The organism is Marinobacter sp. (assembly GCF_033722735.1).
In the GTDB taxonomy this organism is placed as follows: Bacteria; Pseudomonadota; Gammaproteobacteria; order Pseudomonadales; family Oleiphilaceae; genus Marinobacter.
In genome coordinates this window covers 48,891-70,390 of sequence record NZ_JAWVYN010000019.1, presented here as the reverse complement: position 1 = coordinate 70,390, position 21,500 = coordinate 48,891, and the positions used below count along the sequence as shown (strand labels likewise).

The 21,500-nt window shown below is 61.5% G+C and carries 29 protein-coding genes, 2 tRNA genes and 2 pseudogenes; 20 read left to right on the top strand and 13 right to left on the bottom strand.

The features are described from left to right. The first annotated feature begins 204 nt into the window (after positions 1–204). The 3 genes from R3175_RS14065 (at position 205) to R3175_RS14055 (ending at position 1,196) form a co-directional block, all read left to right on the top strand. Complete coding sequence (locus R3175_RS14065) at positions 205–480, top strand: CopG family ribbon-helix-helix protein (protein WP_318944947.1); 276 nt, start codon at positions 205–207, stop codon at positions 478–480. Further along, positions 477–758 (top strand): type II toxin-antitoxin system RelE/ParE family toxin, encoded by a 282-nt coding sequence (locus R3175_RS14060; RefSeq protein ID WP_318944946.1) that lies wholly within the window; start codon positions 477–479, stop codon positions 756–758. Before R3175_RS14065 ends, R3175_RS14060 begins: the two co-directional genes overlap by 4 nt. 102 nt (positions 759–860) lie before the next feature. After that, on the top strand, positions 861–1,196 hold the full coding sequence (locus R3175_RS14055) for a hypothetical protein (RefSeq protein ID WP_318944945.1): 336 nt from the start codon (positions 861–863) through the stop codon (positions 1,194–1,196). A 97-nt stretch (positions 1,197–1,293) separates the two neighbouring features. Here R3175_RS14055 and R3175_RS14050 read toward each other — a convergent pair whose 3' ends face one another. After that, positions 1,294–1,548, bottom strand: coding sequence for a Txe/YoeB family addiction module toxin (locus tag R3175_RS14050; protein WP_318944944.1), 255 nt, complete (start codon positions 1,546–1,548; stop codon positions 1,294–1,296). Next, a complete protein-coding gene (locus tag R3175_RS14045) occupies positions 1,545–1,823 on the bottom strand; it encodes a type II toxin-antitoxin system prevent-host-death family antitoxin (RefSeq protein WP_318944951.1) in 279 nt (92 codons plus the stop codon). Before R3175_RS14045 ends, R3175_RS14050 begins: the two co-directional genes overlap by 4 nt. A gap of 9 nt (positions 1,824–1,832) precedes the next feature. On the opposite strand from R3175_RS14045, the gene R3175_RS14040 reads away from it, so the two are divergent. The 6 genes and pseudogenes from R3175_RS14040 (at position 1,833) to R3175_RS14015 (ending at position 4,453) form a co-directional block, all read left to right on the top strand. Beyond that, positions 1,833–2,249 (top strand): MarR family winged helix-turn-helix transcriptional regulator, encoded by a 417-nt coding sequence (locus R3175_RS14040; protein ID WP_318944943.1) that lies wholly within the window; start codon positions 1,833–1,835, stop codon positions 2,247–2,249. Between the two features lie 50 nt (positions 2,250–2,299). Further along, positions 2,300–2,773, top strand: coding sequence for a YybH family protein (locus R3175_RS14035; protein WP_318944942.1), 474 nt, complete (start codon positions 2,300–2,302; stop codon positions 2,771–2,773). Positions 2,774–2,798: 25 nt separating this feature from the next. Beyond that, entirely contained in the window at positions 2,799–3,002 is a 204-nt protein-coding gene (locus R3175_RS14030; protein ID WP_318944941.1) for a 4-oxalocrotonate tautomerase family protein, read from the top strand. A 159-nt stretch (positions 3,003–3,161) separates the two neighbouring features. Next, positions 3,162–3,242 (top strand): annotated as a pseudogene (locus tag R3175_RS14025) (VOC family protein); the annotation flags it as partial. A 62-nt stretch (positions 3,243–3,304) separates the two neighbouring features. Then, positions 3,305–3,850 carry a thioredoxin family protein gene (locus tag R3175_RS14020; RefSeq protein ID WP_318944940.1) on the top strand — a complete coding sequence of 182 codons (546 nt, stop codon included), beginning with the start codon at positions 3,305–3,307 and terminating at the stop codon, positions 3,848–3,850. A 114-nt stretch (positions 3,851–3,964) separates the two neighbouring features. Continuing rightward, positions 3,965–4,453: a hypothetical protein gene (locus R3175_RS14015; RefSeq protein ID WP_318944939.1), complete on the top strand. Its 489-nt coding sequence runs from the start codon at positions 3,965–3,967 to the stop codon at positions 4,451–4,453. 76 nt (positions 4,454–4,529) lie between these two features. On the opposite strand, the gene R3175_RS14010 is transcribed toward R3175_RS14015, so the two are convergent. Continuing rightward, complete coding sequence (locus R3175_RS14010; protein WP_318944938.1) at positions 4,530–5,081, bottom strand: nucleoside 2-deoxyribosyltransferase; 552 nt, start codon at positions 5,079–5,081, stop codon at positions 4,530–4,532. Then, on the bottom strand, positions 5,078–5,221 hold the full coding sequence (locus R3175_RS14005) for a hypothetical protein (RefSeq protein ID WP_318944937.1): 144 nt from the start codon (positions 5,219–5,221) through the stop codon (positions 5,078–5,080). Before R3175_RS14005 ends, R3175_RS14010 begins: the two co-directional genes overlap by 4 nt. Before the next feature lie 140 nt (positions 5,222–5,361). Between R3175_RS14005 and R3175_RS14000 the strand changes: the two genes are divergently transcribed. The 6 genes and pseudogenes from R3175_RS14000 (at position 5,362) to R3175_RS13975 (ending at position 8,084) form a co-directional block, all read left to right on the top strand. After that, a complete protein-coding gene (locus R3175_RS14000) occupies positions 5,362–5,673 on the top strand; it encodes a hypothetical protein (RefSeq protein WP_318944936.1) in 312 nt (103 codons plus the stop codon). Positions 5,674–5,789: 116 nt separating this feature from the next. After that, positions 5,790–6,113 carry a cupin domain-containing protein gene (locus R3175_RS13995; protein WP_318944935.1) on the top strand — a complete coding sequence of 108 codons (324 nt, stop codon included), beginning with the start codon at positions 5,790–5,792 and terminating at the stop codon, positions 6,111–6,113. Then, positions 6,110–6,715, top strand: coding sequence for a YdeI family protein (locus tag R3175_RS13990; RefSeq protein ID WP_318944934.1), 606 nt, complete (start codon positions 6,110–6,112; stop codon positions 6,713–6,715). Before R3175_RS13995 ends, R3175_RS13990 begins: the two co-directional genes overlap by 4 nt. Before the next feature lie 254 nt (positions 6,716–6,969). Beyond that, the gene (locus R3175_RS13985; protein WP_318944933.1) at positions 6,970–7,359 is read left to right on the top strand and encodes a hypothetical protein; all 390 of its coding nucleotides are present in this window, start codon (positions 6,970–6,972) and stop codon (positions 7,357–7,359) included. Between the two features lie 36 nt (positions 7,360–7,395). Beyond that, a pseudogene (locus R3175_RS13980) lies at positions 7,396–7,727 on the top strand (YnfA family protein). Positions 7,728–7,757: 30 nt separating this feature from the next. Continuing rightward, a complete protein-coding gene (locus R3175_RS13975) occupies positions 7,758–8,084 on the top strand; it encodes an antibiotic biosynthesis monooxygenase (RefSeq protein ID WP_318944932.1) in 327 nt (108 codons plus the stop codon). Here R3175_RS13975 and R3175_RS13970 read toward each other — a convergent pair. From R3175_RS13970 to R3175_RS13955, 4 genes are read right to left on the bottom strand one after another with little or no spacing between them, the layout of a single operon-like run. Beyond that, entirely contained in the window at positions 8,081–8,773 is a 693-nt protein-coding gene (locus R3175_RS13970; protein ID WP_318944931.1) for a DUF2894 domain-containing protein, read from the bottom strand. The two genes, R3175_RS13975 and R3175_RS13970, sit on opposite strands and share 4 nt — an antisense overlap. Beyond that, complete coding sequence (locus R3175_RS13965; protein WP_318944930.1) at positions 8,766–9,401, bottom strand: OmpA family protein; 636 nt, start codon at positions 9,399–9,401, stop codon at positions 8,766–8,768. The genes R3175_RS13970 and R3175_RS13965 overlap by 8 nt, the downstream gene beginning before the upstream one ends. Continuing rightward, complete coding sequence (locus R3175_RS13960) at positions 9,401–11,485, bottom strand: DUF802 domain-containing protein (protein ID WP_318944929.1); 2,085 nt, start codon at positions 11,483–11,485, stop codon at positions 9,401–9,403. Before R3175_RS13960 ends, R3175_RS13965 begins: the two co-directional genes overlap by 1 nt. Beyond that, the gene (locus R3175_RS13955) at positions 11,482–12,249 is read right to left on the bottom strand and encodes a DUF3348 family protein (protein ID WP_318944928.1); all 768 of its coding nucleotides are present in this window, start codon (positions 12,247–12,249) and stop codon (positions 11,482–11,484) included. Before R3175_RS13955 ends, R3175_RS13960 begins: the two co-directional genes overlap by 4 nt. A 330-nt stretch (positions 12,250–12,579) precedes the next feature. Here R3175_RS13955 and R3175_RS13950 point away from each other — a divergent pair, with 330 nt between their 5' ends. Next, entirely contained in the window at positions 12,580–13,494 is a 915-nt protein-coding gene (locus R3175_RS13950; RefSeq protein WP_318944927.1) for an AEC family transporter, read from the top strand. Here R3175_RS13950 and R3175_RS13945 read toward each other — a convergent pair. Beyond that, a complete protein-coding gene (locus tag R3175_RS13945; RefSeq protein ID WP_318944926.1) occupies positions 13,471–14,457 on the bottom strand; it encodes a zinc ABC transporter substrate-binding protein in 987 nt (328 codons plus the stop codon). The two genes, R3175_RS13950 and R3175_RS13945, sit on opposite strands and share 24 nt — an antisense overlap. A 209-nt stretch (positions 14,458–14,666) precedes the next feature. Here R3175_RS13945 and gltX point away from each other — a divergent pair, with 209 nt between their 5' ends. The 3 genes from gltX to R3175_RS13930 all read left to right on the top strand — a co-directional run bounded on the left by gltX (position 14,667) and on the right by R3175_RS13930 (position 16,471). Beyond that, positions 14,667–16,142, top strand: a complete 1,476-nt coding sequence (gltX, locus tag R3175_RS13940) for a glutamate--tRNA ligase (RefSeq protein ID WP_318944925.1) — start codon at positions 14,667–14,669, stop codon at positions 16,140–16,142. Positions 16,143–16,312: 170 nt separating this feature from the next. Further along, a tRNA-Ala gene (locus R3175_RS13935) sits at positions 16,313–16,388 on the top strand. Between the two features lie 7 nt (positions 16,389–16,395). Then, positions 16,396–16,471, top strand: a tRNA-Glu gene (locus R3175_RS13930). 204 nt (positions 16,472–16,675) lie between these two features. Here R3175_RS13930 and R3175_RS13925 read toward each other — a convergent pair. Continuing rightward, positions 16,676–17,527 (bottom strand): 6-pyruvoyl trahydropterin synthase family protein, encoded by an 852-nt coding sequence (locus R3175_RS13925; RefSeq protein WP_318944924.1) that lies wholly within the window; start codon positions 17,525–17,527, stop codon positions 16,676–16,678. A 145-nt stretch (positions 17,528–17,672) separates the two neighbouring features. Between R3175_RS13925 and R3175_RS13920 the strand changes: the two genes are divergently transcribed. Further along, a complete protein-coding gene (locus tag R3175_RS13920; protein ID WP_318944923.1) occupies positions 17,673–18,260 on the top strand; it encodes a nucleotidyltransferase family protein in 588 nt (195 codons plus the stop codon). An 18-nt stretch (positions 18,261–18,278) separates the two neighbouring features. Here R3175_RS13920 and R3175_RS13915 read toward each other — a convergent pair whose 3' ends face one another. The 3 genes from R3175_RS13915 to R3175_RS13905 all read right to left on the bottom strand — a co-directional run bounded on the left by R3175_RS13915 (position 18,279) and on the right by R3175_RS13905 (position 21,442). Continuing rightward, positions 18,279–19,361 (bottom strand): response regulator, encoded by a 1,083-nt coding sequence (locus R3175_RS13915; RefSeq protein WP_318944922.1) that lies wholly within the window; start codon positions 19,359–19,361, stop codon positions 18,279–18,281. 95 nt (positions 19,362–19,456) lie between these two features. Continuing rightward, complete coding sequence (locus R3175_RS13910) at positions 19,457–20,779, bottom strand: PEGA domain-containing protein (RefSeq protein WP_318944921.1); 1,323 nt, start codon at positions 20,777–20,779, stop codon at positions 19,457–19,459. 147 nt (positions 20,780–20,926) lie between these two features. Continuing rightward, a complete protein-coding gene (locus R3175_RS13905; protein WP_318944920.1) occupies positions 20,927–21,442 on the bottom strand; it encodes a hypothetical protein in 516 nt (171 codons plus the stop codon). Positions 21,443–21,500 lie beyond the last annotated feature (58 nt).

Sequence of the window (21,500 nt, the reverse complement as noted above, 5' to 3'; positions counted from 1 at the left end):
CTGATGGATTTCAGGTTCTGGCTGTTGCACATGACCGGCGGCGTCCGCAGTACTGGCTGGGCAGGCTTTAACAATCGGCTGCACAGCGACCGATTTTCCGCCGCTTCGCGGCTCCAAACCGGCGCGTGAGCCGGGCGTTAAATTTTTGCGGCACCCTCGAAAACTATGGTGTAATACACTGTAGTTTGTGCAATAGAGGGTAAGATGATGAGTGTAACCACAGTCCGTCTTCAGGCGGAAGTAGAGCAGCATCTTGATGCAATCGCTAGCAGGCTCCACCGGAGCAAAGGCTGGATTATCAACCAGGCGCTGACTGAATACATCGAAAAGCAGCAGCGTGAGCAAGAGCGTTGGCAACAGACCTTAGAGGCGATGGAATCAGCAGCCCAAGGGAAAGTAGTTGATGCTAGCGAGGTCCATGGTTGGCTAAAGAGCTGGGGGACCGATAACGAGAAGGACTCGCCGGGGGCTGGTAAGTGAAGCTGGTCTACACGGAAGAAGCTGTTGCAGATTTAAAGCGTTTACGGGAATTCATCGCTATCCATAATCCTTCCGCGGCGGCTCGAATAGCCGCTGAGCTGGTTGGGAAAATTGAGCTACTACCAGACTTTCCTAAAATGGGGTCTCCGGTTGAAATGGCTCCAGAACCGGAATCAGTCCGTGACATGATTTTCGGCAAATACATTGTGCGCTACTCGCTCCACTCCAACACCATTATCATTTTGCGGGTATGGCATACCTTGGAAGGCGAACGCTAGAAATTTAACCAGTAGCGCAAGCGGATCGGTTTTCCGGCGCAGTTGGGCCTCCAAACCGGCCGCTTCGCATGGCGTTATGTGGTAGTTCGTGAAGAGATTCGAATGGCGGAAAATTTGACCGAAGCGAAGGAAAAGCTTTTAAGCACAGAGTACCCCCGTTGGCGAAACTTGCTGTCTTGCGCGATTCTCGTACTTTTCACGACGGGTATGGTTTCGGGTTGGTGGTATGCCTATTACACCGCCTCTGACATCGAGTGCCACAAAGGCATTTTGTACTTCTCAGCTATTTGGCTAGCTGTGCAATGGGTGGTCATCGGCTATTTATATCGCTATCAAAATGTTCCCAAATTTGCCCGGGAAGCGATCAAGCTACTGATATTGCTCGGTAATGTATGGTTTGGTTTTTTCATTTTTTCATTACAACCATGCACCCAGTAGTCCGAGCACATAACCAGTCATTCAAGTACGTTCTGGACTTCCCCCAGTTTTCCGGCGCGTTTGCGCCTCCAAACCGGCCGCTTTGTGTGGCGTTAAATCAGTAGTGATATCTGAGCCGGGCGATAAGCAAAGCGTCGTCCGTGACTTTGTAAACTATTCGGTGTTCTTCGTTGATCCGGCGAGACCAGTACCCGGCTAGACTGTGTTTGAAGGGCTCTGGTTTGCCAACACCTTCGAACGGTTCTCGCTTGGTCTCTTTGATCAGCTTATTGATTCGGCTAAGAATCTTTTTGTCGGTTTTCTGCCAATACAGATAGTCTTCCCAGGCGTTCTCGGAGAAGATGAGTTTCATTCAAGAAGTTCCTTTTCTTGACCACCGCCTTGCTCCAGCTCGGCAACGGATTCCAGCAAACGCCGTGCGTTTTTTGGTGCGCGCAGAAGGTATGCAGTTTCTTGCAGCGCCTCGTAGTCCTCCAGGGAGATCATTACCACGGACTGCGACTTGCTCCGGATGATGATCACGGGGGAATGGCCTTCACAGACCTGCTCCATGGTTTTTGCTAGATTGGTGCGAGCGGCTGTGTAACTAATGGCAACCTGGTTGTATGTACAACGATGAGGGGGTATTCTTGGAGCATGTTTGAGCGATGCCTTTACTTCAATACCGTTGCGCTGGCACGGGACGTCGACCGTATCTGGAACGAAGCGTATAGCGAGCTTTCGCTGGCACCATCGCACGCTTACCTTTTGCGCTTGATACTCGCCAAGCCCGGGTTGTCGCCGTCTGAGATCGGCAGGGAGTTGAATCTTGAAAAGTCGACAGTCACCCGGTTTGTTGATCGAATGGTGGAGGCAGGCTACCTGGTCCGCTCGGCTGCCGGTAAGGGGCTTGGAACCGGGCAACGAATCTTCGCTACTGATCGCGCCAAGGCAATTTCGGGGCGGTTGGACGCCATTGGCGAGGCGTTGTACAGGAGGATGACGGCGTTGGTGGGCGAGGAGGATCTCAAGCAGTATGCAAGCCTGGCGCGACAGGTGCGCTCACGGATCTAATGCCGTTTTCAGTTTTATGAGTTGTACATACAACGAGAAAGGAGTCTATTATGAGCTTGATCGCGTCACCGATTACCGGGCAGGAATCCCCGGCCAACACTGATTCACCTTATGCCGCGTTGGTTCAGTTCTATCGCGCTTTTAATGGCAGGGATATGGAGTCAATGGCGAATAATTGGCTACAGAGTGACGAGGCTTCGCTATCAAACCCTGTTGGGGGTGGGGTTCGGCGGGGCTGGAACGCCATCGCTGCTTTGTACGACCGGTTATTCAATGGGGCTGGACGGGTTTACGTAGAGTTTTTTGATTATTCCCTTCATCAGACCGGGGAAATGTTCGTCGCTGTGGGGCGGGAGCGAGGCACCTTCACCAGTGACGATGCGTCGCTGAAACTCGAGATCCGAACGTCGCGCACTTACCGGTGGACTAACGACGGATGGCGGCAGCTCCACCACCATGGGTCTATTGAGAATGCGGCACTGCTCGGTGACTACCAGCAGGCAATCACACGCATCAATCGTTAAACCGATATCAGGGGGGAGTCAGGCGATGCCATACATCAATATCAGAATTACGGACGAAGAGGTGAGCGCAGCGGATAAGCGGGCGCTTATTGTGGGCGCCACTCAGTTGCTGCAGGATGTGCTTGGCAAGAACCCCGCAACAACCGTGGTTATCATCGATGAGGTCAGCACGGATAACTGGGGCATCGCGGGTGAACCGGTGACGCAGCGGCGAGAGCGAGGGCTGTGACTGGCAGTCCTCTCGGCCACAGCGCGCTCGCACTGGATTGTGGCACGCTGATTCAGGAATTGTGATGGAGAGGGCTCTGCATGGCGCGAGTTCCGATCACAATGGAGGTGCAGCATAACCACACCCGCCAAGAACAGGGTTTGTCTTTGGTTCGATGGCGCCGCCGAACGCGCGTTCGATGCCATGATGCAGATGAGGAAGCTCGACATCGCAACCATCGAGGCGGCGCTGGGGGGTTGAGGGGCAGGGACTGTTCGGGATCGGCTACACTGTTTGTACCCCCGCGTTTGAGGAGAGACTCCATGGCTCTTACCCCCTCCAATATGGTCGATCTGGGGAGCACCGCCCCGGATTTCAAACTTCCGGCCCCCAGAACCGGCGAACAGGTGGCGCTGTCGGATTTCACCGGCGACAAGGGGCTGCTGGTGATGTTTATCTGCAATCACTGCCCCTTCGTGAAGCACGTAGAGCCCGGGTTGATCCAGTTGGCGAAGGATTATGCGGGCAAAGGCATCGATATAGTGGCGATCAGTGCCAATGATGCGACAAGCCACCCGGATGACGCCCCGGAGAAAATGGCGCAGAAGAACTATCCGTTTCCCTATCTCTACGATGAATCCCAGGCGGTGGCGAGGGCCTATGAGGCGGCCTGTACGCCGGACTTCTTCCTGTTCGATGGCGAGCGCAAGCTGGTCTACCGTGGTCAGTTTGATGACTCGCGCCCGGGCAATGATGTTCCGGTAACGGGGGCTGATCTGAGGGCCGCAATGGATGCGTTAATCGCCGGGGATAAGCCCACCGGAGACCAGAAGCCGAGTATTGGCTGCAATATCAAGTGGCGAAGCTGATAGCCACTGATTTTTCCAGTTGACACAGCCCGGCATGGGGCCATAACTAGTGTGGGGCCAACGGAGTTTGATCGGCCCGCGTATTTGCACTCAACCAACAGAAGGGACGCTGACATGTCGCATATCAATATCATCACCTTTGAAGGTATCTCCGAAGAACCCAGGGCCGCCATCCCCGATGGCTACCAGGGGTTTGACTGGGTGAGCTATGACCCGATGAGTGAAACCTACGGCGGCGAGGTTTACGCAGCCACGGGAGGCCGTGCGCTGACGTCCGGACGGTACTCTGTGAAAGGGCTGGGGTTCCGGATGAAGGCTTCCGATGGTGGCAAGTTTGACGTTCGCAGTGCCGTGATCGCCGCCGACGGCGCTGGCTTTGCGATGGATGTAACGATGGTAGGGCAGGTTTCCGGAACGGAGGTTTTTCGAAAACTGGTGAACCCCCTGACGGACTATGGTCCGGGCCCCACGGAAGTGGAGATTTGCTGCAGCGGCGTTGACGAATTTGTGTTTATCGGCTCCGCCATAGAGTCCTTCGATGTGGACAATATCAAGGTCGCTGTTGGGGCCCCGGGGGCGCCACGCGGGCTGGCAGCTGAATAGTGGTCCGGTAAACGGGGGGGCTGGAGTCGCTTCGGTAATTGGGAGTTGCCAGTGCGGCTTCGCCCCCTTTGTTGCTTCAGGGGCGTCGATTCACCAGTGCCTCAACGCACTGTCGGAACAACCTTTCGTCGAACCAGGCCAATGGGGCGCCTGGTTCGGCGCAGAACACCCGCCCGCCGGATTCCTCAATGCCCCCTTCAATCATCAGGTTATCGGCCAGCCCGAACTTCTCAACCGCGTGTCCCTGGGCATCCCTGGGGCGCTGCCCGGCACGCTGGTAGTACGTCCGGCTGTCCATCGAGAAAGCGAACGCCAGTTTGCCCTGGCCGATCATGTAACCCACTTCGAAGACCGTGCCCGGGTCGGCACTGAGGCCGCGAAAGGGCGTCAGGTTGGCGATGATGGCATCGCAGCTGTCCATCAGCTTGCGGTTGGCGAGGTGGATCCGCAGGCCGCATTCCCGGTCCGGTGTGTCGGCGGGGAGGTCCAGGTCGGTGTCCAGAGGGTCCACGCCCTCCAGGCCGTATTCGGCCAGCAGCCGTTTCTTCGTGCCGACAATCGCCCGGTGATCGCCCTGCGGGAAGAAGACTTCGGGGCCGGCCAGGTAGATACGTTTGGGTTCTGTCACGGATTGTCCAGTGTCGGCAACGGCTCAATGCGGTTGATGTCGCCGGTGGGGGAGGCCGGCTCGTCCTTGATGATAACCAGTATGCCGCCGACGATGATCGCGATGGCAATGATAACCCGGAGAACGGTTAACTTGGACATGGTTGTCTCCTTCCACGCGTATGCCGCTGCCTGGGCCGTGGGCCCCTGCGATGGTGCCGTGGCCTTGGCTTACCCTGTGGTAGTTCGTAGTATTGCGAAAGACCCGGGCAAAGAAAATGGCGCTGGCAGGTACCCACCCCATGACCGACAAAACCCCGTACGTGGAGTGTTGCAAACATGGCAGGCAGCAGGCGACCTTTGTCTGTCAGCATATCGTACAAAGCCTGCAGGATGGCAAGCCCCGGGGGTTCTGGTGGTCGCAGGAGAGTCCGGACAACCCGCGGCCGGACGCCTGGTGCAGTGAGTGTGAAGAGGTCGTCAACCGGGTTGGTGAGTGGAACGACGAATCCGAAGCCTTTGCCGGGGTGCGATTGCTGTGCGGGGCCTGCTACGACCGCGCAAAGGCACTGAATGCCGCGAGGAATAGGCACTGGTGGGCCTTTTGGAGATAGGGCCGGACAGGGCGATACGATCGGTGGCTGATTTGAGGGCATTGTGTGGAGTGTCGCACTGTTCAAATGGATAAGGCTGGAATAATGGAGCAGCCGATCAGACAAAGGAGGTTAACGTGCCAGGAAAGTACCCCGACAAGATCCGTACGCTGCCATTGTTCGATGGCCGCTTTGATGCCTACCGGCTAGCCGCCGAGGTGGCCGATGTGCTGTTTGCCTCCTACCCGTCGGGCACCAGCATTCCACCGCACACCCACGAGACCGATAACCACGGCATCATTATCCGCGGCGAGCTGATTCTCACCATGCAGGGGTGGGTGGAGCGCTACGGCGTGGGCGACTGGTACCACGTACCGGCCGGCGTGGCGCATGCGGCGGAGTTCGAGCAGGACACCGACGAAATCGAGTTCTGGTTTGAGCCCGAGGGGGAATCGCTATGACTGACCGCAGCGGAGGCAAGACGAGCCCCCAGGTTGACGCCTTTCTTGGCCGGTCTGGTCAGTGGCAAAAAGAGTACGAGGCACTGCGGGCGATCATGCTCGACTTGCCACTGGACGAGGGCTTCAAGTGGGGCAAACCCTGCTATGCCGTCGAAGGCAGGAACGTGGTGCTGATCCACGGTTTCAAGGCGTACTGTGCGTTGCTGTTCATGAAGGGGGCCCTGTTGAGGGACCCTGACGGCATCCTGGTCCAGCAAACGGCCAACACCCAGGCGGCACGCCAGATCCGTTTCACCAGCGTGCCGCAAATAAAAGCCCTGGAGCCGGTGCTGAAGGCCTATATCAACCAGGCCATTGAGGTGGAAAAGGCCGGTTTGACGGTGGATTTCAAGGACACCGAGGATTTCACTGTCCCGCAGGAATTCCAGGACCGGCTGGATGCGGACCCGGCGGTGAAGGCTGCGTTTGAGTCTTTGACACCTGGGCGGCAACGGGGGTATCTGCTGCATTTCTCCGGCGCCAAGCAGTCCCGTACACGGGCGTCCAGGGTGGAGCAGTGTGTCGCCAGAATTCTGGCGGGTAAAGGATTGAGCGACCGTTAGCTCCTGTTGGGGGGCGGTTGGATTGAGCAGGGGAATCCAGGATGATTGCCAGGGCACGGTTGTCCCCCGAGGACGAGCAGTACCGGCTGGACCCGGACCTTACGGTACAGCATTATGAGGTTATCGATCACCGATTCGTCGCGCCCCCCGGGTAGCTAAAAGGACGTCACACGTGATCCTTCGGCCTGTCATCGTTCGCACAGGCACGCTGACATGCGACGACCAACCGCCCCTGAACAGGGAACCTGTGAACCATGGACGACAAGAAGCATCACCTTATCCAGCAATACTTCGACGATTTCACCGACGCCTTCGCGTCTTTTGATGGCCAGCGGGTGGCCGCCAAGTTCAGTTTCCCCTATATGGCGAAAAGCGCGGGGGAGGACCGTCTGGTGTTCCATACCGAGCGGGAACTGGGCGAGTATTTCCAGCGTTACCTGGATGAATACCGGCAGCAGGGGTGCCGGCAGTGCCGCTATTCCAACCTCACGGTGGCCTGGATAGGCAGTGACTGCGCGGTGGCGTCCGTTGACTGGACACTGACGGATGGAGGTGGGCAGGAGATAATGAGCTGGTCCGAGTCTTACACACTGTTGTTCAGGGAGGGGCGGGCGCTGGCGTTCGTCTCTGTGGATCATCCCTGAAGGGCCCGAGCTTGCTGTACCTGTGGGGAAGCCCGAATGTTTGAACTCAAAACCGTTGCCCTGTTCTTCGTCACCGCCCTGGCGGAGATCGTTGGTTGTTACCTGCCTTACCTGTGGCTGCGACAGGCCAGCCGGCCTGGTTGCTGCTGCCAGGGTTGGTGAGCCTGGCCCTGTTTGCCTGGCTGTTGTCGCTTCACCCCACCGCAGCCGGACGAGTGTACGCCGCCTATGGCGGGGTCTATATTGGTGTGGCCCTGTTGTGGCTGTGGGCCGTTGAGGGCATTCGGCCCACGATCTGGGATCTGGTGGGCGGAGCCGTGGCGTTGCTGGGCATGGCCATCATCATGTTTGCTCCGCGACAGGTGTAGGCCGTTCGGGCCCCGGGAGGACAAGGAGTCATGAGTGACATTGCGCAAACACCGCTACCGCCGTACTACGCCGTGATCTTCACCTCGCTGCGAACCGACGGCGACCAGGGCTACGGGGAGATGGCGGAGCGGATGCTGCGGCTGGCAGCCGAGCAGGAGGGGTTCCTGGGCGTGGAGTCCGCCCGGGAAGGCGTCGGAATCACGGTATCCTACTGGGATAACCTGGAGGCCATCCGGCAGTGGAAGCAGAACGTGGAACACCTGCAGGCCCAGCGGCTTGGCCGGGAGGCCTGGTACGCCGGCTTTCGGGTGCGGATTGCCAAAGTCGAGCGTGAATACGGGAAAGGCCCGGACTAGCCCTTCCTGGCCATCTGCTCCAGGGCCAACAGCGTATCGACATAGCCCACGAAGCGGTTCAGATAGTCCGGCGAGAGGCGCTGCATGGTGGTCACCGCCCGGGTGACCAGGCGATGGGCGTTCATCGGTCCGGCATTGTCCGGGGTATTGGCAATGGCGTTGGCAATGCGCTTCTCGATGGACAGCTGGGCCTGGGCGGCACGCACCTCGCTCAGGGCTCGCAGTTCACGGCGCGGTTGCAGGGTGGGAGAGGGCGCAGGCCTCTGCGGGGAGCTGGCCTCATCCCCGCGGGGCTGTGCGGACTGGGCCAGGAGCCGTTCCTGCAGGTCGGCCAAGGGGGAAGGCCGTTGTCGGGCCCGGAACCGCCTCGCCAGGCGGTGTACCCCCCGATAGTCGCCCTGTTCCAGGCACTGCTGGAGGCTGACCAGGTGGGGGTGGGGCAAGTCGCTGGCACAGTCGTCGATCAGGTCTGCTGCCTGCCGCCGAGCCTGCTCGAACTGTTCCTGAAACGCCGCCAGCGCCCGGGGCAGCCGATGCTGTTGCCTCGGTGATTCGGCCAATCGACGGGCCAGGGAGTGCAGATACTGGAAGCGAACCGGGTCGAAGCGGTGCGCGCCCTGTTGGTGGAGTCGGGCCAGCTGTTCCGGGATGGTCTCCTGGGCCGCGTTGGGCAGGCAGGCGTCATTCATTGCCGCCGGCCTCCAAGCGCGGCACCGTGCTGATCTCCACCCGGCGGTTCTGGGCCCGGGAGGCTTCGTCCTGATTGGCCACTGCGGGGTGGTTGGCACCAAACGCGGCGGCGAACACCCGGTCCGCCGGCAGGCCCTGGTCGATCAGCGTCCGGGTAACCGTCAGCGCCCGTTGGGCGGACAGGCCCCAGTTGTCCGAATAGCGCTGGTTGCCCCGCCGGATGGGCAGGTCGTCGGTAAAGCCGCTCACCATCAGCATTTCATCGTGCTGGCTCAGGTACACCTGCAGTGGCGCCACCAGTGTTTGCAGCAGCTCTTCGCCTTCGGCCTGCAACTGGTCGGAGTTGAGCTGGAACAACACGCTGCCGCTGATGCCGATGCGTCCGTCCCGGATGGTGATGCGACCCTTTGCCAGCGGATCGGCCAGGGCCCTTTCCAGGGCCATCCGGCGTTGTTCCTCGGCCTGGCGGGCCTGCTTCTCTTCCTCCAGGGATTGGCTCAGCTCCAGCTGAATACCAATCACCCACACCAGGACCAACACCAAAATGCCCACCAGAGCCGCCATCAGGTCCGAAAAAATCGCCCAGACCGGCGTGGCCTGAACCTCGCTGCTTTGCAATTCGTCCATCAACTTACCTCAGCGGCGGGCTGGTGGGCCCCGCCCTTGCGCAATGCGGTGAGGGCATCGATGACATCCCGCTGGGACGACATGCTCAGCTCGATCACCTCCCGTGCCTGCTCAACGTAGTAGGCCAACTGCTCGTCGTTGCGGGTGGCAGAGTTTTCCAGGGACGTCTCCACCTGGTTCAGCGCATCCAGCAGCTTGTCGCTGGACGCACTGAAGCTTTGCACGGCCACGCCGAAGGCGTCGCTGAGGCTGGCCACTTCGTGGGCGCTGCCACGGATGTCACTGGCAACGTCGTTGAGCCGGTTGCCCTGGTCGGTAACCTGGCGAGAGAAGGCATCGCTGACGTCCGTCAGTGACTGGCTGGCGGTTTCAATCAACGCCTGGATGGCGTCGTTATGGGCGGTGGCTGCCTCACGCTGGCGGCTGAGCAGGGCGTCCAGCTCGGACAGGATGCGCTGGCGCTCGGCCAACAGCTCGTTGTCCCGCTCGCCGCTGCGGGTCATTTCCTGGCGCAGCTGGCCGATCACTTCCGCTGCGGCCTTCGGGGTTTCCGACGCGGTTTCGATCAGCCGCGTCATCGGCGCTTCCAGGGCGGTGCCCAGCTCCCCCAGGTGGCGGGCGACGGTGCCCTCCAGATCCGTCAGACGCTCATGGGCCGCCCGGCCACGCTCGGCCTCCTGTTGCCGCAGGGTGGCGAGCTCTTCCCGCAGCATGGCAATCAGCGCCTCCAGGCCGGTTTGCTGGGTGTTTGCCAGCTCGCCGGTGGTTCGCTCGAAGCGCTGCTGATGTCCGTCCAGGGCGTTGGCCAGGGTGTCGATCAGCTGCTGGCCGGCCTGCTGCTGTTCTGTCAGCCCGGACTGCCAGGCCGTTGCCGCCTGCTGCGTGGTGGTCTGGAAGCGCTCCACCAGCTGCGTCAGTTGTTCACCGGTGCGTTCCTGAAGCTGCCCCTGGGCGCTGGCAACGCCGTCGAGCAGTGCTTGGCCCTGTTGCCGGAGCTGACTCTGGTGTTCGGCGAGGGCGTCGCCGACCTCCCTGGCCAGGTTTGCGGTTGCCTGCTGTTGGGCGTCCAGACCGGCCCGCCAGTGTTCGGCGGCCTGCTCGGTGGTGTGCTGGAAACGATCGCTGAGGGCGCCCAACTGTTGCTCAGCCACTTCGTTCAACTGCCGCTGACTGTGCTGGACCTGCTCGCTCAACGAGCTCATGGCCTCCACCATGATCGGCTTGATGCCTTCCGCCGCCAGACGGCTGCTGTTGGTCAGGGTGTCCTGCAAAGACGTGGCCACGGACTGCGCCAGCGCCTGGTACTGGCCGCCCAGGGTGTCGTGGAATTGCTGTTGGTTGCGGGTGAGCGTGTCTGAGAGCTGGTCACTCATCTGCTCCAGGCGGCCGGTCATGGATTGCAGGGCGCTGACTAGTTCCGGCATGGTCCGGGACTGCTCCTGCAGGGCATGGAATGCCTGTTCCCGCTGGTGCTGAAAGGAGAAATGGTGAAGCTGCTCGCGGATGATCCTGTCCAGCTGCCGGGACACCAGGATTCGGTCGCGGCGACTCAGGGTGGCGGCCAGGCCCAGCATGGCGGAGGCCGCCACGCCGGCAATGGAGGTGCCAAACGCCAGGCTGAGGCCCTCAATGGGGGCCGCGAGGGCGCTGCGGATGGCGGACAGCTCACTGCTGCCGTTCAGCGCCGCGGCGGCGCCATCGAGGGTGATGATCATACCGAGGAAGGTGCCCAGCAGACCCAGCATTACCAGCAATCCCAACAGATAGGGCGTGAGCATGGGGCCGGGCAGGGCCACCGGCTCGCCTTCGATGCGTCGGCGCACGGCGGGTTGCAATGCGGGGGGCAGTTTGTCCAGCCAGGGTGCCAGCGTCTCCCGGGATGCCGGCAAGTGCGCCAGTTGGGTGGCCAGGGCGGCGGAGGCGCGGCGGAATTGCAGCAGTTCCGCAAAGCCCAGGCCGTACACCGCGCCAATAATCACCGTCACCGACAGGGCCAGAGGGCCGGATTCCAGGGCGCCACGGCCGATCCAGCCGATGGCGCCGGCCCCCAGGGCAAAGGCCAATACAAAAAGCAAACGAGTCATGTGCTGTGGGTTACCTCTTGGTTGAATGCATCCAGCAGTCCCAGGACCGGCTCAAGCCGGACATCCAGCTCGGCAAGCAGCAGGGTTTTCATTTCCTCGCAGAACTGGTGGAGCCAGGCGCCGGGGGCCATCCAGTCCGCCGGGGATGGCGGATTGTCCGGATGGTTTTGCTGGTAGGCCCGCCAAAGGGCGTCAAAACGCTTCTCCAGGATCGCTGGAATGATGCCGAAGCTCTGGCCGACAAAATTCGATAGGGTGCTTTCAAAGACCGAGTCCAGCTCCGCCAGCTGGGCCAGGGCCGGGTTGTGCTTGGCCAGGGCTTTCCTGAGCTGGACCCGCTGTTGGCGCACTCCGGCGACAATCTCCCGCTGCCGGGCCAGATAGAAACGCTGATAGCGATTGACCTCCGGCGGGCCACCGTCCTCGCCCGCCCTGGGCTCCGGGAGGCCCGGGGCCGATCGGGTTTCGCTGGCGCCAAAGCTGGCCTCCAGTTGTTTGATCAGGGCCCGGCGGCCCGACGCCACCCCCTGGCGAAGCCGCTCTGCGGTCGCCCGGTTGGGCTGGTCAGGGCCACCCTTTGGGCGGGCCAGGGCGGCATCCAGGTTCATGGTGTCCGCGAGCCCGAACACACGGCCCAGCCGTTCGGCAAAGCACGGGGCGGTGCTGCTCACACGTCGCTCGCCCAGGCTGGCAAGCAGTCTTACCAGCTCCTGGCCTTGTGAAGCGGGTGGGGCTGTTGTCGGGGTCCTTGACGTGCTGCTCATCGCTATCGCTGTGTGGAACTAAAAGGGTGTGTTCGGGGCCGTCGCGTTGCGGGCGATACATTCTAATCGGGAAAGCCGGCAATGATAATGCCGAGTTGACAGGAACCGGCTGCCATCTCTGCCGGAGGGCGCTGGAAAGCTAGCTTGAACGCCGGTGAATGGGGCCAGGCCTGCCGTCGACGCTCACCGTCGGGGTGTGATTGAGCCGGCTCCCCCAGGTTCGCTGGCCCGGCGCTGGCCCTGCCGACATAGAATTAGCTACCTACGTATCCACGTGGAAGGTCATCGCTGTTAGGCTATGTCGGTTTTACTTGCCCGTGGGAGTCCTCTATGCCGGTCCTTGTTCAAGCCCTCGTGCCCGTATTCGCACTGATCGTGATGGGGTACCTGTTCCGCCGCTGGAACTTCCCGGGCGACGGCTTCTGGCTGCAGGCCGAGCGGTTCACCTACTATGTGTTGTTCCCACCCATGCTGGTGTTCAAGCTGGGGCAAGCAAGGATCGAGCCGGGCGCCTACGGCGAGATCGCCAGTCTGGTGGTGGCCATGGTGGTGGCCATGAGCCTGTTGCTGGTGATCATTCAACTGATCTGGCGCTGGCCCGGTGACGTCTATTCCTCGGTGTTCCAGGGCGCATTGCGGTTCAATTCCTACGTGGCCCTGGCGGCCGCCGGCATGCTGCTGGGTGATGATGGGCTGTCGCTGATTGCCATAGTGGTGGCCATCAAGGTCCCGCTCATCAACCTGCTTTCCATCCTGATGTTCTCGCTGTTGGTGGGGCAGGGACCGGTGCGGTTCCGGCCGGTGTTCAAGGCCATTGTTACCAACCCGCTGATCATCGGCTCGGTGGTCGGGGTGTTCTGGAGCTATTTTCAGATCGGTTTCCACCCCCTGCTCGCGGCCATCCTGGCCCCACTGAGCGAGCTGGCGTTGCCGTTGGGGCTGATGACGGTGGGGGCGGGGTTGCAGCTCAAGGCGCTGCGCGGGGCATCGACACCGTTCCTGGTGGCGTCCACCGCCAAGCTGCTGCTGTTCCCGCTGATGACCGCTGGGCTGGCCCTGGCTCTGGGGCTGGATGGCCTGCTGGTGCAGGTGGGCATCCTGCTGACGGCGCTGCCGACGGCCACCTCGTCCTACATTCTGGCCCGCCAGTTGGGCGGAGACGCGCCGCTGATGGCTGGCATCATCAGCGGCCAGACCCTGCTGGCGATGGTCACCATGCCGTTAATGCTGGGACTGCTCTGGTAGGCAGGCCAGCAGGGCCTCCGCCATGGCCTGCTGAAACCGGACATAGCCTCCGGCGTTGGCCTCGATCTCGGAGGCCAGGGGGTCCCAGGTGCTGATGGTCAGCTCGATGCCCTCGGTAATCGAACGCCACCATTGACGGTTGAACTGGGGCTCGGTCAGCAGGCAGACGTTGTCGCGGCTTTTCAGTTTCTGCTGCAGCTCGGCGATATGGCGGGCGCCGGGGGAGCGTTCCGGATCCAGAGTCAGCACTCCCTGGATCTCAAGGCCGTAATGCTCGGCAAAGCGGCGGAAGGCGTCGTGGTAGGTGAACAGGCTGATCGACCGGGCGGGGGCCAGGCGCTTACGGATCTCCGCCTCGGCGTCGCGCAGCTCCTGTTCGAAACGCTGGAGGTTGGCAGCCACCACCGCCGGGCGGACGCCGGGGAGTTCCGACAATTCCTGCTGGATTGCCCGGGCCATGGTCAGGGCCAGTTCCGGATCCAGCCAGATGTGAGGGTCCTCGCCTTCGCCGTGGTGGTGAGCGGCTCCGTGTTCTTCGTGTTCTGCATGTCCGTCGTGGCCCAGATGGTCCGGTTCGTCCTGGTGATGGTCGTGCCGTGGCTGGTGTTCATCCATTTGCGTCCCCGGCGATTTGACGGCGGGCATCAGTGCCACCTGTTGCTCGCGGAAGTCCGAGCCCAGGAGCAGGCGTTCCAGAAACGTCTCCATCTCCGGGCCCACCCAGAAAATCAGGTCGGCGTCTGCCAGGGCGCGACGCTGTGACGGGCGCATCTGGTAGGTGTGGGGGCTGGCACCGGCGGGCACCAGGCTGGTGATCTCGGCGTTCTCGGGCGCAATGGCGCGTACCAGCAGTTCCAGGGGCTTGAGGGACGTGACAATGCGGGGCTCCGCCGAAGCGGTGGGGTGGGTGCCCAGGGCAACCAGGGTGAGCAGTAGCGGAGCGAAGTAACGGCTGACGCGCATGAAGGGAAATCCTGTTCACTGTCTTGATCAATGGAACGTTATAATATTACGTTTTAGGTCAAGGTGAAACTCTCCGGTTTCCGCTTATGCGAAAGTCCGGTCAGGTCGGTATAATGCGGAGCTTTCCAATCACTGGCTGTGTGGGGCTGGCCGGCCTGTAAGCGCCGTGGGCCAGGCTACCGGATGCAGCCGCAAGACAGGATGCTTTCATGACCGTACGTACCCGAATCGCGCCTTCGCCGACTGGAGATCCCCACGTTGGCACGGCCTATGTGGCTCTGTTCAATCTGTGCTTTGCCCGTCAGCATGGCGGCCAGTTCATTCTGCGGATTGAAGACACCGACCAGACCCGCAGTACGCCGGAATCCGAACAGGACATCCTGAAGGCCCTGCGCTGGTTGGGGCTGGAGTGGGACGAGGGGCCGGACGTGGGTGGTCCCCACGGGCCCTACCGTCAGTCCGAGCGCAAGGACTCCTACCGCGAGTACGCCATGGAACTGGTGGAGAAGGGGCACGCCTTCTACTGCTTCCGTACCCCGGAAGAACTGGAGGCGATTCGGGAAGAACGCAAGGCACAGGGCCTGAACCCGGGCATCAAGGGCGATCTGGAGCTGCCGGCAGACGAGGTGCAGCGTCGCCTGGACGGGGGCGAGCCCTATGTCATCCGCATGAAGGTGCCGGAAGAAGGTGTCTGCGTGATCAACGACATGCTGCGGGGCACCATAGAAATCGACTGGGCCCAGGTGGACAGCCAGATCCTGCTGAAGTCCGACGGCATGCCCACCTATCACCTGGCCAACGTGGTGGACGATCACGCCATGGGCATCACCCATGTGCTGCGGGGTGAGGAGTGGATCAATTCGGCGCCCAAACACAAGCTGCTGTACGAATACTTCGGCTGGGACATGCCGGAGCTGTGTCACCTGCCGCTGTTGCGCAACCCGGACAAGAGCAAGCTGTCCAAGCGCAAGAACCCCACCAGCATCAATTTCTACGAGCGCATGGGCTTCCTGCCGGAGGCGGTGATCAACTACCTGGGCCGCATGGGCTGGTCCATGCCGGATGAGCGGGAGAAGTTTTCGGTCAGCGAGATGATCGAGAACTTCGATATCCAGCGGGTGTCTCTGGGTGGTCCGATCTTCGACGTGGAGAAGCTGCGTTGGCTGAACGGCCTGTGGCTGCGGGAGGACCTCTCCGACGATGAGTTTGTCGAGCGCATGCGCGCCTGGTGGTTCCGCGAGGAGGCCCTGCGGGACCTGGTGCCCCATGTGAAGGGTCGGGCCGAGGTGTTCAGCGACGTGGCGCCGATGGCAGCCTTCATGTTCTCCGGCATGCTGGACCTGACCCCCGAGCAGTTCGCCCACAAGAAGCTGGAGGAGGGGCAGGTCAAGCGGGTGCTGCAGTTCGCCCTGTGGAAACTGGAGGCCCAGCGTCAGTGGACCAAGGACAACATCTTCGCCGACATCAAGGACCTGGCCAAGGCCATGGACCTGAAGATGGGCGAGTTCATGTTCCCGATCTTCGTGGCCATTGCCGGAACCCCTAACTCCTGGTCGGTCATGGATTCCATGGCCACCCTGGGGCCGGACATGACCCGGGCGCGCCTGCGTCACGCCCTGAATGTGCTGGGCGGCTTCTCCAAGAAGGAGACCAAGCGGGTGGAGAAGGAGTACGCAGCGCTGTAAGCGACACCCCCTGATGTCATGGCACCCGGCCCGCAGCCTCAAAAACGCCGGTATTTGGTTGATTTTTGACGGATTTGGGTGCTTTTTAACCGATTTCCATGTTTCTTAAAAAAAATGAAAATAAAAGGTTGACGGCATAGGGGGGGATCCTTAATATACGCAGCCGTTGAGGGGCCATAGCTCAGCTGGGAGAGCGCAACACTGGCAGTGTTGAGGTCAGCGGTTCGATCCCGCTTGGCTCCACCATTTTCTAGTCCCCTTCGTCTAGTGGCCTAGGACTCCGCCCTTTCACGGCGGCAACAGGGGTTCGAACCCCCTAGGGGACGCCAATACGGCAAGCCGGTTAGTCCGCCGGCAAGCCATCAAAAAAACCGCCTTCGGGCGGTTTTTTTGTGCCTGCAGAAAAGTGGTCGCCGCAGGATGCGGTGAAAGGCGTGATCGTCAGGGGCTACGGAAGCGCGTGGCTGCAGGCATCGGTGACAGAATTCAATTCTGTCACCCAAAAAGGTCGGAGTGGTTCGGAAGGCGGGGGGTTAGCGTTCGGCAATGGCGCCCTTGCCAACGCCCTCATAGGCCTTGACCCGGATGGCGTCGTCCGGGAACTGGGCCTTGCACCGGTCCGCAATGTGGGCGGCGATCAGCTCCACGGTGGTGTCGGTGTCGAGCATGTAGACCCGGTCTTCCGGCAGGCTGAGGCTGAACTCGCCCTGGTTGGCTTCGTAGTCGAAACGAACGTAGCGGACGCCCTGGCTGTCCACGGAGCGACTGCTGACGTCTTCCTCGGAGCCCACGTAGATATCCCGCCAGCGCACTGCCCAGTCGTGCTCCAGGTCGTAGTCGCGGTGATCGTTGCGATCGATGCGAATGGGGGAGCGATGGCCGTGGGCAATGCGCTGACAGTTGCCCAGGTGCTTCTTCAGGCCGTGAACGTAGTGGTAGTAGGCGCCTTCGATCACGTCTTCCCGCAACTGTATCCGGATGTCCTTGACGTTGGCGGGCAGTACCGCCCGCAGCTCCTCCTGCAACAGCTGCGCGACTGCAGACGGCACCACCTTGTCCCCGCCGATCCAGACCACCGCTTCATCCGGGGAGCGGTGGTAGATGTGGTTGCCGTCCTTCAGGGTCCAGCGAAAGGCGTTGGGATCCTCGCTGTCGCGTTGCAGGCCGGCATAATCCGCGGGGATCACCAGGCGATGGTCCACCCGCTCGTCAATCACGCGCTTGATGGTGCGTTTCACGTTGCTGAAATCGAACACCATGCCCTGTTCGTCCAGATCCCCGCCGAGCACCACGTCGACAATCCAGCTTTCGCCCACCAGGCCGCGACTTGCGTCCAGATAGGCAAAGTCGATGACCGTCAGGTTGTCTACAAAAAGATGATTCATCAGCGGAGTCCGGCAGAGGGTGTACTTGATTGACCAGCGGATTCTAGCAAAAATCCGTACCATCTAGGAGCGTTAGCCGCGCGCCTGTCACCCGGTATTAGTGCCTATAATGTGGTTTTGCCAGCGGCACGGTTTCAATTCCCCTATGCAATCACACTCCACCTTCGACATTCCCGTGCTTCTGCTGGCCGCCGGAGCCTCCAGCCGCCTGGGGCGCGCCAAGGCGCTGCTGCCGTGGGGGCAGGGGATTCTGCTGGATCATGCCATCGGCCAGGCCAGGGTGCTGGGGGCGCAGATCACCGTGGTGGGCGGTGCCCGTTACCCCCTGATTCGCTATCGCAGCCGGTATCGGAACGTTCGTTGGGTGTATGCGCAACACTGGGTGGCCGGGCAGAGTGCCTCCCTGAGCACCGGGCTGCTGTCGATGCCCAACGGCGTGCCCGGTGTGTTCGTGCTGCTGGTGGATCAGCCGTTGTTGGCGTCGGCGGGGTTGCGGGCGCTGAGGCGGGCGGCACAGCTGCAGCCTCGGCTGGCGGCAGGGGCGGACTATGGTGGCCAGGCCGGAGCGCCGGCTTACCTGCCCCGAGGACTCTGGCCGGAGATTCTGAAACTGCAGGGCGACCAGGGGGCTGGCCGGGTCCTGCGGCGGGTGGGTGCCCGCCGCATTCCGGTGGCGGGCGTGCGTGACGACCTGGACTCGCCGGCGGATTGGCTCCGGCTCGCGGGGCGTTGAACCGGCAGGCCCGAGTGCTCAGCCCAGCAGGCCGGACAGCCAGGCAATACCCAGCGTGAAGATGCTCAGGCTGACCGCCAGACCCACGGTGTACACCCGCGATGCAGCCGCTCGCTGCTGCGAGACGTACAGGTCGATGGTGCGCTGGGCGATGTCCTCGGCGGTGTCCCGGGAAATTTCGTGGGCCTGCTGAATGGCCTCCGATTGCAGGGTCTGCCAGAACTCGGTGTCGATGGTCTGCACGCTGGTGATGTGGTCCTTCAGTTCCGCCATGTGCTCGCTGGTAAACCCGTTGGAGCGGGACAGGTCCTTCTTCAGGTCCGCCAGTTCCCGGCTCAGGCTGATGTTCAGCTCTGCGGCGACGTCGTCCCGCAGGTGGGCGGTGCGCTGGTCCACCAGCTCCGCCAGCCGGTTGAGCCGTTCGTCCAGGACGGCATCCTGTTTCTTGTAGGTCTCGTCCAGGGCGCGCTTCAGGTGGTCGAACTGCTCGTCAAACAGTGAACTGAGCAGTTCGTGGAGCCGGTTGTTGATGTGGGTCTTGACCGCGGAGCGGGCGATCTGTTCGATCAGCTCGCTGGTCAATGGCACCGCATGGGGCTCACTGTCCCTGCCACTGCCGGATTTGGGCGCCAGCTCCACGGTGGCCGAGTGGAGGGCATGGGTAGCGGCGTCGGACACGGGGGCGCCGTCATTGACCGCCGGTGTTGGGGGCAGGGTGCCAGCGTTAACATCGGTGGTCAGCTGCGCCAGCATCTGGTTCAGTCCCTCGTCGTGGGGTGGCTTGGTCAGGATGTTGTAGACCCCGAAGTTCCGGGCTTCGTCCATGAACGACTGGGATTTCTTGGAGGTACACATGATGATGGGGATGTCGGCGGTAGCCGGGTTTCCCTTGATGGCCTTGGTGGCTTCCACGCCGTTCATGCCCGGCATCAGGTGATCCATGAAGATGACGTCGGGGCGATCATGGCTGTTCAGGAATTCCAGGGCTTCCTCTGCGGAGCCGGCCATATTCACCTGCATTTCCCGGCTCTCCAACAGCTTGCTGAGTGCGAAGCGCGCCACCTTGGAGTCGTCTACCAGAAGTGCATTCTTGATCGCCATGTTCAACCTCGACCTGTTACAGCATTCGTGTTTAGTGCAGGGGAACCCGGCCTCCATTCCGGACTGGTTTCCCTGCGTTTCCCGGTCAGCCGCACTTACCAGCCTTCCAGAACCGGGCATTGCGTGGCCCGGTAGCTCTTCTCCCGATAACACACGCCCGGCTCGGAAGTTCGGGCGGTGAACACTTCACCGGCAGCCGTGGTCAGGCGCACCTGACCGTAGGGCTCGCCATGGCGGAAGGTGGCTTCAATGGAGCTGCCGTTGGGATTGAGCAGCAGCCCGTTGCCGTGGAACTTGCCGTCCATGTACTGGCCCTGGTACTTCTTGCCGCTGGCAAACACCTCCGATCCCGAGCCGTGAAACCGGCCATTGGAGAACTCGCCTTGGTAGTGGCGGCCATCCGGGTAGGTGAGGGTGCCTTCGCCGTGGAACTCGCCGTCACGGAACCCGCCCACGTATAGCATGCCGTCAGCGGTGGTTAGGGAGCCGTGACCGTTCAGCTTGCTGTCCTGCCATTGGCCGGACAGGATGTCGCCGTTGGCGAGGGTCAGTGTGCCCTGGCCGCTAAAGCCGTTGTCTGCGAACTGGCCGGTGTAGAGGCTGTCGTCTGCGGCCCGGTAGCGTCCCTCGCCGTGGCGCGCCCCCGCTTGCCAGTCGCCCTCATAACGGCCGCCGTCCGGATACCAGGCGGTACCCTGACCATCAAACTTGCCGTCGACGAAATGGCCTTCGTACCGCAGCCCGGTGTCGTCGATATAGCGGCCATCGCCGGTTTTGACACCGCCAATCCAGGTGCCGTCGCGATACTCCACCCGGGTGTATTTTTCCAGTTGCCCCATCAGGGTCAGCGAGTCGCCGGCCTCAAGCGTGATGGAGCGGGACCAGTTGCGGAAGCCGGGCTTGCTGATTTCCACCTCGTAGCGGCCGGGCTTCAGGCTCAGGTCCAGCCGAGTAGGGCCATAGTGCTCGCCGTTGATGGTCACGACATCGTCATGGACGTTGGAGCGCAGTGTGAGCTGCCCGGTGGTCGGCGGCGCCGGAGCCGGTTCGGGTTCCGGTTCATCCACGGCGACGGTAAAAGGCTGGGCAATGGGCCCCCCCGGGGGTTCGGCAGCGGATTCCGGCGTTGTGGTTGTCGGATGAGATGGCGCCGGGGCCGGGTTCCCGGCTACCTCTGTTGGTGCGGTCGGGTGGCTACCGTTGTCGGCCGGCGGGTTGTGGCGCTTTTCGGTGTCACTGCCTGTTCGGTAGGAAGCCGTCTCGACCGCTGGCGGCTCAGTGGGGGCGGCCGTTAGGGGGGACGGCTGGGCCAGCGTGGGCGTGAGCTTCAGGCTGTCCCGGACAGAGGCAAAGCCAGCAGTGACCAGCAGCATGATGGCCAGGGCATTGATGAACAATAGTGGTCTGAAATCGACCATACCCAATCTCTCGCTAATGCATGACAACAACCGGTTGGCGTTCGCCGGCGACGGACGCAAGCCGGCGACAACGCCTCTTCATACTAGCGAGTTACCGTTAACTTATGTAACGAAAAGTGACTTAAGTTGACGAGATTGCAGGCTAAATCACACTTTGTCCGGAAGCCTGTCATGGTTGAGCTGTTCCCAGGCGCGCATATACACGTCGGCCTCGTACTGATAGGGGGATTTGAACGGCGTCAGCACGAAATCGAATACCAGGAAGAAGAAACCGACCGATAACCAGGCAATGATCAGCGTGCTCAGGGTGTTGGCCTGTACTTCGGGGTTGGAGTCGACAAAATGGTGCATCAGCGGCAGCAGGTCTCCCACCATGACCACGGGATTGAAGCTGGCCAGTACCAGGGGGATCCAGAACGCCAGAAAAACGGGGAAGAAGCCGAACGACCACAGGATGCGGCGCACCAGGTAGATGACCACCGCCCGCCAGTAACGCTGGCGCAGTTCCGGTACCTTGCGGATGCGTTCGAGGTAGCGGCGGCGCTCGGCCCAGTAGGCGGCCACATCGGGGGCCGATATCGGGGACGGGTGGTCGCCCTTTGTCTGGGAGGGGGTGATGGAGGCGGGCGCCGGGCTTACGCCTTCCGGGGTTTCGACGGTCATAGCGGTTGGTATTCCCTAGCAAATGAACAACTTCTGGGTCCGGGGCCGACATCGTGGC